At 33.4% G+C, this 13,569-nt stretch carries 13 protein-coding genes; 2 read left to right on the forward strand and 11 right to left on the reverse strand.

Features of this window, described 5'->3' with window-relative positions; translation table 11 throughout:
- Positions 1-456: 456 nt before the first annotated feature.
- The 6 genes from hutG to CN692_RS19515 form a co-directional block, all read right to left on the reverse strand.
- Positions 457-1,416 carry a formimidoylglutamase gene (hutG, locus tag CN692_RS19490; RefSeq protein WP_098120779.1) on the reverse strand — a complete coding sequence of 320 codons (960 nt, stop codon included), beginning with the start codon at positions 1,414-1,416 and terminating at the stop codon, positions 457-459.
- Complete coding sequence (hutI, locus tag CN692_RS19495; protein WP_218923565.1) at positions 1,397-2,620, reverse strand: imidazolonepropionase; 1,224 nt, start codon at positions 2,618-2,620, stop codon at positions 1,397-1,399. The genes hutG and hutI overlap by 20 nt, the downstream gene beginning before the upstream one ends.
- A 54-nt stretch (positions 2,621-2,674) precedes the next feature.
- Complete coding sequence (gene hutU, locus CN692_RS19500) at positions 2,675-4,333, reverse strand: urocanate hydratase (protein ID WP_098120781.1); 1,659 nt, start codon at positions 4,331-4,333, stop codon at positions 2,675-2,677.
- 17 nt (positions 4,334-4,350) lie between these two features.
- Positions 4,351-5,859, reverse strand: a complete 1,509-nt coding sequence (gene hutH / locus CN692_RS19505) for a histidine ammonia-lyase (protein ID WP_098120782.1) — start codon at positions 5,857-5,859, stop codon at positions 4,351-4,353.
- Positions 5,860-5,967: 108 nt separating this feature from the next.
- Positions 5,968-6,399 carry a hut operon transcriptional regulator HutP gene (gene hutP / locus CN692_RS19510; RefSeq protein ID WP_098120783.1) on the reverse strand — a complete coding sequence of 144 codons (432 nt, stop codon included), beginning with the start codon at positions 6,397-6,399 and terminating at the stop codon, positions 5,968-5,970.
- Between the two features lie 237 nt (positions 6,400-6,636).
- Entirely contained in the window at positions 6,637-7,071 is a 435-nt protein-coding gene (locus tag CN692_RS19515; RefSeq protein WP_098120784.1) for a VOC family protein, read from the reverse strand.
- A 350-nt stretch (positions 7,072-7,421) separates the two neighbouring features.
- Here CN692_RS19515 and CN692_RS19520 point away from each other — a divergent pair, with 350 nt between their 5' ends.
- Positions 7,422-8,393 carry a glycine-rich domain-containing protein gene (locus CN692_RS19520; RefSeq protein ID WP_098120785.1) on the forward strand — a complete coding sequence of 324 codons (972 nt, stop codon included), beginning with the start codon at positions 7,422-7,424 and terminating at the stop codon, positions 8,391-8,393.
- Between the two features lie 128 nt (positions 8,394-8,521).
- Here CN692_RS19520 and CN692_RS19525 read toward each other — a convergent pair whose 3' ends face one another.
- The 5 genes from CN692_RS19525 to CN692_RS19545 all read right to left on the reverse strand — a co-directional run bounded on the left by CN692_RS19525 (position 8,522) and on the right by CN692_RS19545 (position 12,423).
- A complete protein-coding gene (locus CN692_RS19525) occupies positions 8,522-8,923 on the reverse strand; it encodes a phosphate-starvation-inducible protein PsiE (protein WP_098120786.1) in 402 nt (133 codons plus the stop codon).
- 53 nt (positions 8,924-8,976) lie between these two features.
- The gene (locus CN692_RS19530; RefSeq protein WP_098120787.1) at positions 8,977-9,321 is read right to left on the reverse strand and encodes a DUF2294 domain-containing protein; all 345 of its coding nucleotides are present in this window, start codon (positions 9,319-9,321) and stop codon (positions 8,977-8,979) included.
- A gap of 481 nt (positions 9,322-9,802) precedes the next feature.
- Positions 9,803-10,537, reverse strand: coding sequence for an SIMPL domain-containing protein (locus tag CN692_RS19535; protein ID WP_142317553.1), 735 nt, complete (start codon positions 10,535-10,537; stop codon positions 9,803-9,805).
- Positions 10,538-11,155: 618 nt separating this feature from the next.
- Complete coding sequence (locus tag CN692_RS19540; protein WP_098120789.1) at positions 11,156-11,812, reverse strand: NAD(P)H-binding protein; 657 nt, start codon at positions 11,810-11,812, stop codon at positions 11,156-11,158.
- A 44-nt stretch (positions 11,813-11,856) separates the two neighbouring features.
- Positions 11,857-12,423, reverse strand: coding sequence for a TetR/AcrR family transcriptional regulator (locus CN692_RS19545; RefSeq protein WP_098120790.1), 567 nt, complete (start codon positions 12,421-12,423; stop codon positions 11,857-11,859).
- Positions 12,424-12,632: 209 nt separating this feature from the next.
- Between CN692_RS19545 and CN692_RS19550 the strand changes: the two genes are divergently transcribed.
- On the forward strand, positions 12,633-13,460 hold the full coding sequence (locus CN692_RS19550) for an oxidoreductase (protein WP_098120791.1): 828 nt from the start codon (positions 12,633-12,635) through the stop codon (positions 13,458-13,460).
- Positions 13,461-13,569 lie beyond the last annotated feature (109 nt).

The following is a 13,569-nucleotide window of genomic DNA, read 5'->3' on the forward strand; positions in this document are numbered from 1 at the left end:
ATTGATAAAGTTGTGAACTTCGTTGATATATTGCCTATTTTCGTTGATAAACAGTCATTTCTCGTTGATATATCGTCGATCATAGTATTATTTCACTCAATTTCGTTGATAAACAGTCAGTCCTCGTTGATATATAGTCGATCTTCGTATTATTTCCCTCAATTTCGTTGATTAACAGTCCATTCTCCTTGATAAATCGTCGATCCTCGTTATATTTCCCTCAATTTCATTGAATAACAGTCCATTCACTTTGATAAATCGTCAATACTCGTTATATATCCCCCAATTTTCCTAAATCTGCATTTTTTATTTACACTTTGACTAATTTTGTTACGCTAAAGCATTATTATTTAAACTCCGACACTAATTTGACGATTCATCATCTTCCAACTCATCATACACCACTCTTCGAAAACAAAAAAACTCGCAAACAACTAAGTTTACGAGTTTTCCAATTTACTTATTTAACAATTTAACTTTCTCAACAAGGAAGTTTAAAATAACATGTGCTGCGATTCGGCTTGTCATGTCACGGAAGTCAATTGTTGGGTCGAGCTCAACAATATCCATTCCACAAACTTTTGGATGTGCTGCAAGATAACAGATGCCGTCTAATAGTGTTTGACTGTCCATTCCACCTGGGCCAATTGCTGGGCAACCTGGTGCGAAGGCTTGGTCTAGTACGTCCATATCAAGGCTAATGTATATTGCATCTACTTTGTCTGCTAAATGATTGATACTGTCATTAATAATTTTTGAGATTCCTAGTTCGCGAACATCACGCATTGTGTGGATCGTTACTCCGTTATTTACTCCGAATTCTGTGTATGGAGCACTATTTGAGAAGTTTCTGATTCCGATTTGAACTAAATGTTCACCTTTTAGAATACCAGCATCGATTAAGCTGCGGAAAGGTGTACCGTTTGAGCGTCCACCGTCTTCAGTATTTCTTAAGTCATGATGAGCATCAAATTGGATAACTCCTACTGTTCCTCGTTCTTTTGCAAATGCTGAAATGCTTGGAAAACTAATGCCATGATCCCCACCTAAAATGATTGGCATCGTTTCTTTATATTGGCCTAGCAATTCAGAGATTGTTGATCTAATACGATTTCTAGACTCTTCAAGATCTGTCACATGCATCGTGATATCACCAAAATCAGTTACTTTGAAATCTTTTAAATCAATATGGTCTTCAATATGATAAGTACTGTAGCTACTTAGCATTTTTCGAATTGACGCAGGCGCAAAGCTTGCACCTGAGTGACTTATTGATGTTTTAGATAAAGGTACACCGATAATTGAGAAATTTGATGCTTCTGTTCCATTCCATGTAGAGATGATTTCATTTGCTTTTGTAACTTTTGAATCTATGAAAATTGCATCTCCTGCTTTTTTAAGATGTGATAGCGACATCGTGTTCACCCCTACTTACTACTAATTTACCATTCTTAAATACTGATTCTACATGATTTACACCAAAATGGTAAGATACATAAGTATAGTTTGGTACATTCCAAATTACTACATCTGCCCTACGACCTACTAGTAGTTTACCTGCTTGGTCTCCACGATTAATCGCGTGTGATGAATTAATCGTAACGGCATTCCAAATTTCTTCAGGAGTCATTTTTAGCTTAAGCATTGCGATTGTCATAATTAATTGTAAGTTTTCAGTTGGACAGCTTCCTGGGTTGAAGTCAGTAGCAAGTGAAACTGCAACATTATTTTCAATCATTGCTCTTGCAGGTGCAAATTCTGGTTTATTTAAGTAAAACGTTGTTCCAGGTAAAATTACCCCAATCGTATTGCTCTTACCAAGCATTTCTACACCTTTTTCAGATGCTCCACATAAATGGTCAGCGGAAATAGCACCAATTTCAGCTGCCATTTCAGTGCCACCAAGAGGATCAATTTCATCAGCATGAATTTTAACTTTAAAGCCTTGTTCTTGAGCTTTTAATAAAAATTCTCTTGATTGTTCAACTGAGAATACACCTGTTTCAGCGAATACGTCTACGAATTCTGCTAGTTCTTCTTCTTTAATTACATCTAGTAAAGAAAGCATCTTTTCTAAGAAAGCTTCTTCGTTTCCTTTATACTCTTTCGGTACAGCATGTGCACCTAAGAAAGTTGAAACTAAATCAATCTCATGCTCTGCTTGTAATTCCTTAGCAATTCGAAGTTGTTTTAATTCCGTTTCTTCATCAAGTCCATAACCACTTTTTGCTTCAACTGTTGTTACACCAAATGAAAGCATCCTATTTAAGTGATGAACAGTTTTCTTTTTTAAGTCTTCAAATGAAGCTAATTTCGTTTGACTTACAGTTGAATGGATTCCTCCACCCATTTCTAGTATTTCTAAATAAGAAGCACCTTGTAATTTCAAACTAACTTCATGCTCACGTGATCCTCCAAAGACCACGTGAGTATGAGGATCAACTAATCCTGGAGTGACTAGTTTACCTTTACAATCAATTACTTCTTTTGCATCAATTTTTTCTACGTTCATTTGTCCGATATAAATAATTTCCCCATCTTTCCATGCGATTTCTGCATTTTCAAGAACTGGTAGATTGCTCATATCTTTTCCATGAATTGGACCATCACCATGATCCATCGTTAATAATTGACCTATATTTGTTAAAAGAATATCTGCTTTCAATTCTAACACCTACTTCATCATTGGGATGTTAACGCCTTTTGCTTTCGCAGTTTCAACAGCTAAATCATAACCTGCGTCAACGTGACGAACAACACCCATTCCTGGATCTGAAGTTAATACTCTTTCAATACGTTTTGCAGCTGCATCTGTACCGTCAGCAACGATAACCATACCAGCATGTAAAGAATAACCCATTCCAACTCCACCACCGTGGTGTACACTTACCCAACTTGCGCCATTTACACCGTTAATTAGTGCATTTAGAATTGGCCAGTCAGCTACTGCATCGCTTCCGTCTTTCATGCTTTCTGTTTCACGGTTTGGAGATGCTACAGAACCGCAGTCTAAGTGGTCACGACCAATTACGATTGGTGCTTTTAATTCGCCATTTTTAACCATTTCGTTAATGATTTTACCGAATTTAGCACGCTCACCATAACCTAACCAACAAATACGTGATGGTAACCCTTGGAATGCAACCTTTTCACGAGCCATACGGATCCAGTTACATAAATGTTCGTTATCTGCAAATTCACGTAAAATTACTTCGTCTGTTTTGTAGATATCCTCTGGATCACCAGAAAGTGCTACCCAACGGAAAGGACCTTTACCTTCACAGAATAATGGGCGAATAAATGCTGGTACGAAACCTGGGAAATCAAATGCATTTTTTACACCTTCATCTAATGCCACTTGACGAATGTTATTACCGTAGTCAAATGCAAGTGCTCCACGTTGTTGCATTGCTAAAATTGCTTCAACATGTACAGCCATACTATGTTTTGCACGTTTAATTACTTCATCAGGATTTTCTACACGAAGTTTCTTTCCTTCTTCCATTGTCATTCCGATTGGTAAATAACCATTTAATGGATCATGAGCTGAAGTTTGGTCAGTAATTAAGTCTGGTACAAAATTACGTTCTACTAATTGAGGTAAGATTTCAGCTGCATTACCTACTAATCCGATTGCTAAAGCTTTACCTTCGTTTTTAGCTTCAGTTGCAAGTTTTAATGCTTCTTCTAAATCGTGCGTTAATACGTCACAATATCTAGTGTCAATACGACGTTGAATTCTTGTTTCATCTACGTCAATTCCGATTACAACTCCACCATTCATTGTTACAGCTAATGGTTGAGCTCCACCCATACCGCCAAGACCTGCAGTGATTGTGATTGTACCTTTTAAGCTTCCACCGAAATGTTGCTTAGCTGCTTCTCCAAATGTTTCATAAGTACCTTGTAAAATACCTTGTGTTCCAATGTAAATCCAGCTACCAGCTGTCATTTGACCGTACATCATTAAGCCTTTTTCATCTAATTCACGGAAGTGCTCCCAAGTTGCCCATTTTGGAACTAAGTTAGAGTTAGCTAATAAAACGCGTGGTGCATCTTCATGAGATTTAAATACTGCTACAGGCTTACCTGATTGAACTAATAATGTTTCATCGCTCTCTAATTTCTTTAATGATTCAATAATTGCATCAAAGCTTTCCCAGTTTCTTGCAGCTTTACCGATTCCACCATAAACGACTAAGTCTTCTGGTCTTTCTGCTACTTCTTCATCTAAGTTGTTTAATAACATACGAAGTGCTGCTTCTTGAACCCAACCTTTTGTGTTTAGCTCAGTACCTCTTGGCGCTTTTAATGATCCTTTTGTGATTTCCATTATAATTCCACCCCTACTTAAATTTGTGTTTGCTTTGTATAGTTTCTAGCAATGAAATTTTCTTTTAAATAAGTAGTTAATTTTTCAATGTCTTTAGAGAACACGCGATCTCTAGTAATTGATGGAACTGTTTTACGAGCATCTTCCATAAATTTTCTAGTTGTTTCAGACATTTTTTCGATTCCTTTATATTCAACACCTTGCATTGCACAAATACATTCAATTGCTAAAACTCGTCTAGCATTTTGTAGAATTTGGTATGCGTGACGTGCACCGATTGTTCCCATACTTACATGGTCTTCTTGGTTTGCAGAAGACGGAATTGAGTCAACGCTCGCTGGATGTGCTAATGTTTTGTTTTCAGAAACTAAAGCCGCTGCCACATATTGCATAATCATTGCCCCAGATTGTAATCCTGGTTCTGGACTTAAAAATGGTGGTAAATCATTTAATTGTGGGTTAACTAAACGCTCGATACGTCTTTCTGAAATATTTGCTAGCTCAGCAACACCTAATTTAAAGAAGTCCATCGCAAATGCAATTGGTTGACCATGGAAGTTACCACCAGAGAATACATCATCACCAAATAATAATGGATTATCAGTTGCAGCATTCATTTCGATTTCTAATTTCTCTTTTGCGTAGTTCAGAACTTGCCAGCTAGCGCCGTGAACTTGAGGAATACATCTTAATGTATAAGCATCTTGTACTCTGATTTCACCTTGTCTAGTTGTTAATTGACTTGTTGCTAAAATATTGCGGTAACGCTCAGCTACTTCAATTTGTTCTTTATATCCACGAGCAATATGAATTCTTTCATCAAATACATCTGTAATACCATTTAATGCTTCAAATGTAATAGAAGAAATTAATTCACTTTGATAAGCTAGCTCTTCACCTTCAAGGTAAGTAAGAATACCCATTGCAGTCATTGCTTGAGTACCGTTAATTAAAGCTAAGCCTTCTTTTGCTTCTAGAGTGATTGGTAAAATTCCTTCTTTTGCTAAAGCTTCAGCTGTTTCCATACGTTTTCCTTTATAGAAAACTTCACCTTCACCAAGTAAAACTAAAGCTAAGTGAGATAATGGAGCTAAGTCTCCACTTGCACCTAATGAACCTTGAGATGGGATCACTGGGTGAATTTGAGCATTAATTAATGAAAGTAATTTTTCAACGACTACTAAACGAACACCAGAGTGACCTTTTAACATCGTATTTGCACGAAGTACTAACATTGCTCTTGAAACTAATTCAGGGAATGGTTCACCAACGCCACATGCATGAGAAGCAATTAAGTTATATTGAAGTGTTGAAACATTTTCTTTTTCAATTAATACATCACTAAATTTTCCGAATCCTGTAGTAATACCATAAACAACTTTGCCATTATTTACGATTTCTTCTACCTTTTCTCTACATGCTTTTACTGCAACTAAGCTATCTTCACTTGCTTTTACATATGCCATTTCGAATAAAATACTTTTCATTTGTTCCATTGTTAAGCTATTACCAGTTAAAGTTACCATTAATAAAACACCTCCGAATTTTGTAAAAAAACACAGAAGGAGGCTATGAGACGTAAAAATTTAATCTTACGAATCATAGCCCCCTATCATCTAATAAACTATGGGCAATTATATGTGATTAATACCTAGTCCTGCCGATTCATGCTCTGATCCTTTAATAGGAGCACCAATCGTACCGTAGAGTGCAACTGCAATCCAGTCACCCTCGTTCACGTTTTTATACGGTTTACCTCTAACAACAGCAAATCTAAGTCCTACTGTTCTAAGAACATCACCTAATTGAACGTGACCTCTTGTTACGCCTTGAATTGCTTCAAGAGTTGCATGATATAAAGAATGAACTTCTCTATAAAGAGCTCCATTAATTACACCATTTTGTTTGGCAGCGGTTTCAATCGCAGCAACAACTTTTTGTGAATCCATTGTACCGACTTTACCTACACACCAAACTACGTTTTCATTTTTCATTAATTCTTCTTCATGTTCAGTCAACGCAAGCATCATTGCTGTTCGACCAATTCGTTGATTTTGCTCTGCCATACGCTAATACCTCTTAGTTAATTCTCTAATAAACTAGTATCTGATTACATTATATGCCAACAATTAGTAAACTTCAATATTTTCAGATTATTATTTTTAAAAAATATTTTTTTATTAATTCTTGTTAGAACATTCAAAATATTCATCGGGAAATTATTATTTAAGAAACCTTGTTCATTTTTCTTCAATTAACAATAGAATTATTTGGTGATTAAACAAAATAGGATCGCCGTTTGTTTAAGATTTTTTTCTTAACACTAGCTGCCAAGTAACACCAAAACAATCAGTAACCCAGGTAACCTTACTAAAGTCATTCATTTCTACTGGTCCCATAAGTACTTTCCCATCACTCTTCAAGCCGTCAAAAATTAAATCGAACTCTGCATCGTTTTTACATTCTAAATAAAAGGAAACAGCCCAAGTAAAATCTGGGCAAGATTCTTTATCCATATCCAAGACCATAAAAGTCTGCCCTAAAATTTCAATGATGCCATTCATGATTTTTCCCTCTACACCACGGTCTTCTTTTGTAAATCTTCGAAGAGAAACGAGTTTTGAATCCGGAAAAGTACGAATATAATAATTCATCGCTTCCTCCGCATTGCCACTAAACGTAAGAAATGGAATAATCCTTTGCCCTGATACAGCTGGTATTACTTGTTCCTTTGTCATCTCACTAAAACCTCCAAACAATTTGTAATTACCACATTTTAGAACTACTAAAACAAACCAGTTCAAAATCATCTATTTCCGCTGGAGAAAAGCCTTTTAATATATAGATTGTACCATATTTTAACATATCAAAAAACTTCGCAGTTAATTGAAATAAAAACGAAGCTAAAATAGGCTGATCATACGATTAATGAAGTATTTTTCTGCCTAATGAATCCCTTTCCCAACCCATAAACTGATCTTATGCAACCTTTTTTAATATCCACAGTATTTCCTTATCTTAACAATTTTCTTCTTTTGTTTATTTATTATTATATAATTGTATTAAAAATAGATTAAAGGAGGTTTATATGAAAAAATTTTTCGGAAGATTTTTTAAAAAGAATTTAAAAAATGATAATGCATTTTATATCAATCTTTATGATCAGTTTTATACAAGTAACTTAATGGTAAATTCGAGCTTTGCTAATTTATCGTTAGTTTCTAGACTAGAAAACGCATGGAAAATGGAATTCCTAGCTAATGTTAAAGAAAGAGTTATGGAAAAAGAAGATTGGAGCAATGCAAAGTATACCTTTGTTGAGACAGAATTAAAACGCTTTTTCTTAATGGCAGCAATCTTTGAAAACGTTCCAATGTATAGTCAGGATGTTGATAAAATCTGGCATGAAATGATTCTATTTACGAAAAGTTATCAAAGTTTCTGCAAGTCTTTTACTGGTGAAATGATACACCATGAACCAAATATTATTAAAGTTCAAGTAGCTAAGACTGATGGCACTGATGTAAGAGCTGTTTACAATTTGTTGTATAATACTTTGTTTGAACCAACATCTGTAAATACTTATATTTTAGGAAATTTAGTTGTTAATTATAAAAATGCTAGTGTTATAGAATATTTATCGAGCAAAACAGTTCAAACCTTAAGTTTCGTTTCTCATATTAGCTCAGAAGCTAAATATAATTTTTTAAATGAGTTTGCTAGAATTCAAAAAATTTTAGTTGATAAAGATAAGGAAAAAGCCAGAACTAAAGCACTTAGAAAAACAGAAGAAATCACTAAACACCACTCACAAAAATCTAGCCAAAGTTCAGCTACTCGTTCAACCTCTAGCAAAAAATCAGATGAAGGGCATATTAATTCATCAATTTTAACTACAAGTTCTTTGTTTGCATTAAATGAAAGCTCAAATGATTGTTCAAGCAAGGGTGATAGTCATCATCAAAACTCGCACTCTTCATGCTCTAGTTCATCACATACTTCATGTTCTAGTAGTTCTCACTCTTCGTGTTCTAGTTCAAGTTGCTCAAGTTCAAGTTGATCTATTACTATTAATACTGACATCCAAGTATAATTACATTAACTCAACCTTAAGGTTGGGTTAATATCCAGTTTATAATCCACTGCTTTAATAAAAAAAAGATTTTTCCGCTCTTATATAAGATAATTTCAACCATTTCTCGTTTCCCCAAAAGGTAAAATGATATAACTAATTGTCAGTACTAAAATAATAATTGCTAACCAAAAATTATGGGCCGATTCTCCATTATTTACAATAATAAAACGAATAGTAGCTGTTATCCCAATATAAAGAAGATATCGTATTGGAAAATGATAGTTTTCTTTGAAATATTGAACAATAATTGAAATGAATCCAAAATATAAGAAAAAGATCAGAACCTTCCCAAAAATTTGATGAACATTTTTATTACTTAATAAAACATCATTAAAAATATAATAAAGCTCTCGAAAAAGAAAAAATGCAAGAATCAAGCTAAGTAGTAGTAATGATATATTTAACAAAGTTTGATGAAGCCTGATTAGCATTTTTCTATTTTTTAACCAACTCATTAAATCATTTCACTCCTCTTTTTTCTCCCTAATAACATCTAAAACCACTATTTCTATATAATATCTCGGTCAAATACAAAAACCGAAATGGCTATATTCTCTTCAACTTTCATATCTGAAAATAAATGAACTAATTTCGCTCCGACAAGTTCTTCTAAACCTTCGGGTGGTTGATTTAAGTATAGATCCTGAATCATTTTTGTTCGTGCAGTATGAACCATTTCAGCACCGTTCATTGTACCGGAAATAAATTTTTCAGTAGGAGTCAAATTACCATATAATGTTGAAACGGCCATGTTTTCAACAAAAACCGTATGAATTCGTTCCGGTCCTTTTCCAAACAAATCCTTTCGAAGTTTCCTCATCAGATCATTAAATTCATGTACTTTTTTCGTCATTTCTAATTCCCTCATTTTCAATAGTAAAAATGCTATACCTATATCTTTGCACCGATTTCAACAACCTATTTATATTTCTGTGAATAAAATGTAAGTACTATTCCATTAATTAACTTACTACCCTCTTTCCATTTTTTGAAAAAAAAAATTCCACCAAGGTGACAATTAGCCAATCTGGTGGCTTTTAAGTCATCTTAGTGGAATAGTTAATTAGCAAAAATTTACTAAAATACCAATCCAATTTAATTTAAATGAAAATAATAGACACATAACAATTACATTATTATGCTTCCATATCTTTCGAATTCATTATATCTCTAACTTTTTAATTAAACAATCATAATGTTAATATTAAATATTTCTAAATATTGATCCATTTAAAGATTAGATTAATTAACAATCATAACCAAAACTCAGGTGGCCGCTTCATCTAAATTAAAATCATCCTATAATCTATTTCTTCAACTAAATGTTTATTCAATTAATAACCTATATAATTAAACATCGCCTGTACAGATGCAGTAATTTTTATTTGCCCCTCTTGGATCGGCGTAGTTGGTCCGCTGAATGCCGCAGCAGTCATTGTTAGTGAGGATAGTGGACGGACAATTTGAATCCCTTCTTCAGCAATCCAAATCGGAATGCTATTGATTGATAAGCCTAGTGATTTTGCTATATTTTCTGCATTAGTTTTCGCATTCAAAGTAGCCTTTTGTAATGCCTCTTGATAATATGGATCAGGGTTTGACAGTTCAAAACTTAGATTTCTTACTTCATTTGCTCCATTTTCAACTGCAACATCAATAACTTTACCAACGTTTGCAAGATCTTTTACAATTACTTTAAAAATATGACTTACACGATATCCTTTAAAAATTTGCTGAGAATCTTGATATTCAACAATTCGGTCTATTGTATATGAATTCGTTTCAATTTCGTCTTGTTTAATGCCTATGCTTTTTAATGCATCGATCATTTTATTCGAAATAATCGCGTTCTGTGACTGAGCGTTTTGTACTCTCAAATCTTCAACTACAGCACCTAGTAAGACAGACGATTGGTCTGGCTTTACAGATACCTCTCCTTTTCCAGTTGCTTTAATCGTATAATTACGATTACTATTTCTTGTCATGAAGCCACTTTGATATTGTGGAGCTATATAATCAGATCGAATACCCGTTAAGTTATTACTATATACTGGATAAATCTCAATCACATCCTTTTAAGATGAAAAAATTTTATATTAATGCCCATTTATTGTATGTATTGAGCCCTCTTATCGTGAAAAAATCTAAGTTAGCTCGTATTTGAGAGTTCGTTTTAAGTAATCACATTTTTCCTGTCAAAAAAGCCTGTAAACTAGGAACTCCCACTAGTCTACAAGCTTTAACAAACTAAATTTATTCAAAAATGTTTTTTCACGTCAATCATTTAAGTTCTTTTTCATCAAAGTTTTCGTCAAATTGGTCAGCTTGCTTCCCAATTTCTAAAGGTACTTCGTATTCTGGTGCACTACAATTGTTTTGCATATAATTCCCCTTTTAAACAATAGTTTGTCAGTTATTAATTACTATAATTAAACTAGATAATTTATCTATTTACTATTGGGGGAATTTAATAATAATTAGGGGCCTATATCTTTTTATCGCAAAAGGAAAATTCGGTAAATGAAATTGCCTTTATAAAAAAGGCTCTGTTAAACTAAAATGTTGATATTTAATATTTCAAAAAGAACTGTCAATTTAGACAGTCCTTCTACGATCTTATTCAACTAATGCTTGAGTTAGTTGTATATAGATATAATAATTCCACCTAAGATATCTAATTAAAAAATTTATTCATAATTAACTTTAGCACATTCCCAAATTGCTTTACCCTCAAGTTTAAAAACTCCACCTTCTTTAGTTTTAGCAGAATTTATCATGGCTTGAGCCAATATATCTGTCGCAAGAGGTTTTTGAGAACGAAAAATTCCTATTTTATTTACAAACTGTATTACTTTAAAACTTACAGCTTCCATTGGTCGATCGGTATTTTGTCGTATTAATAAAGGTGGATTAAAGATTGTCAACTTTGGAAATCTTAATGCTTTTATAGCTTCTTCTAACTGTCCCTTCATCCTTGTATAAAAGAATCGAGAATTTGATGAAGAATAACCAGAAGATACTAATACATAATTATCAACACCATTTTCTCTAGCAAATTTAGCAAACTGGTATTGATATTCGTAATCAACTTTCCATTGAGCTTCTTTACTCCCTGCCACTTTAAGTGTAGTACCTAAACATGAAAACAAAACATCTCCCTTCACTAAATGTTTCCATAGCTCTTGTTTATCAAAGTCAATTACATGGACCTTTAATTTATTATGTTTGATATTAAGAGCACGTCTAACAAAAATATCTACATTATGAAAAGAATCATCATTTAATAATAATTCCAGTAAGTCTTTACCTGTGGCTCCCGTTGCTCCAATTACTAATGCTTTCATTTCCTTCCCCTCACATTCTCTTTTAATCTCCATTAAATCTTAATTTATTTCTTTAAATGTGGTTTATTTAAAGAAATATCGGCATAAATTCTGGCTAATTGTTCCGGTGTTTCTTTTGTGCCACTTTCAACCCATTTTCCAAGCATGTGCCAAATTCCAGCAGAATGAAATTCTGTATAATACTTTAAAAATGTTTCATCGAAATTTCTCATAGTATCAGCTTTGAATTTCACAAAAATGGTCGGTGCGTATTCTTGCAGTTGTTTAAGCAAGATTATAAATAAGTCATTTTTATGAAGAAGATTCAAAAACGGAACATGTTCTTTCCAAAATTCGAAATATATTAATGTCATTGTGTATGGTAAAAGCGATTCTAAAGATTCAAATTTTTTTTCAGCCTCCTGCATTAATTCACTAATATGTTCATACAGAACTTCTTCTTTAGATTGGAAATTACGATAAAATGTTTTTCGTACCAATCCTGCATCGTCCGTAATTTCCTTAATTGCTATCTTTTGAAATGGCTTTTCGTCCATTAGTTTTAGCAGTGATTGTATGATCCATTGTCTCGAACGGATTGATATCGGATTATTGCTTTTTTCATTTTGCATAACATGTAACTCCTTTTTTAACAAATGTCCCTTTCAAATGTCCCTTTTTCTCATATCTGTATCACTTACGCTCATCATCTTGACTTCAATTTCTATTTATCATTATAATTCAGTAGAACAAGTGACACAAGTGTGTATCGAGACACAATTGTATAATTAGATACAAATGGTACTATCAAAATATAGATTATAAATAAGGAGTGAAGAATATGAATGGGTTGGGTAAAGGAGTCGTACTAATAACTGGAGCATCTGCGGGAATGGGTAAAGCCACAGCAGAACTTCTACTAGAAAAAGGTTATGTGGTTTATGCAGCTGCAAGACGCATAGAAAATATGAAAGACCTAGAATTAAAGGGTGCTAAAATTTTAACCATGGATGTTACAGATGAACAATCCATGGTTTATGGTGTAAACCGTATTATTCAAGAACAAGGAAAAATCGATATATTATTTAATAATGCAGGATATGGCTCTTATGGTTCTGTTGAAGATGTTCCTTTAGAAGAAGCAAGAAGACAGTTTGAAGTAAATCTTTTTGGTCTAAGTCGTTTAACGCAATTAGTTATACCACATATGAGAAAACAAAAATCAGGGAAAATTATTAATAATTCATCGATGGGTGGAAAAGTGTATACACCATTAGGTGCATGGTATCATGCTACAAAACACGCACTTGAAGGATATTCTGATTGTCTCCGATTTGAAGTTGCTCAATTTAATATAGATGTAATCGTTATTGAACCAGGATCAATTGAGAGTGAATGGAACGATATTACTTTAAATAACCTTCAGAAAACATCTGCACATACAGTATATGCTAATATGACAAAAGCCTTTGTAGAGATGTCAAAAAAAGCACCAAAACCAACTTCTCCTAAAGTCATAGCAGAAATCGTTTTAAAGGCGATTGAATCTAAGAAACCAAAAACTCGATATGTAGCTGGACAATTTGCAAAACCTATGATGCTATTAAGAAAATTAGTCTCTGATCGAATGTACGATCGTATTCTCTATAAAATGTTTAAAATGAAATAAAGTTTAATTTCTAAAAAACACGTGACCTTTTGAAAAGGAAAACGTGTTTTTTACTTTGCGAAGAAATTTACTTAAACTAAACTGCCTATATGTTGAATAAGGAAGTGAA

Origin of the sequence: Bacillus sp. AFS002410 (assembly GCF_002556365.1) — a bacterium.
In the GTDB taxonomy this organism is placed as follows: domain Bacteria; phylum Bacillota; class Bacilli; order Bacillales; family Bacillaceae_G; genus Gottfriedia.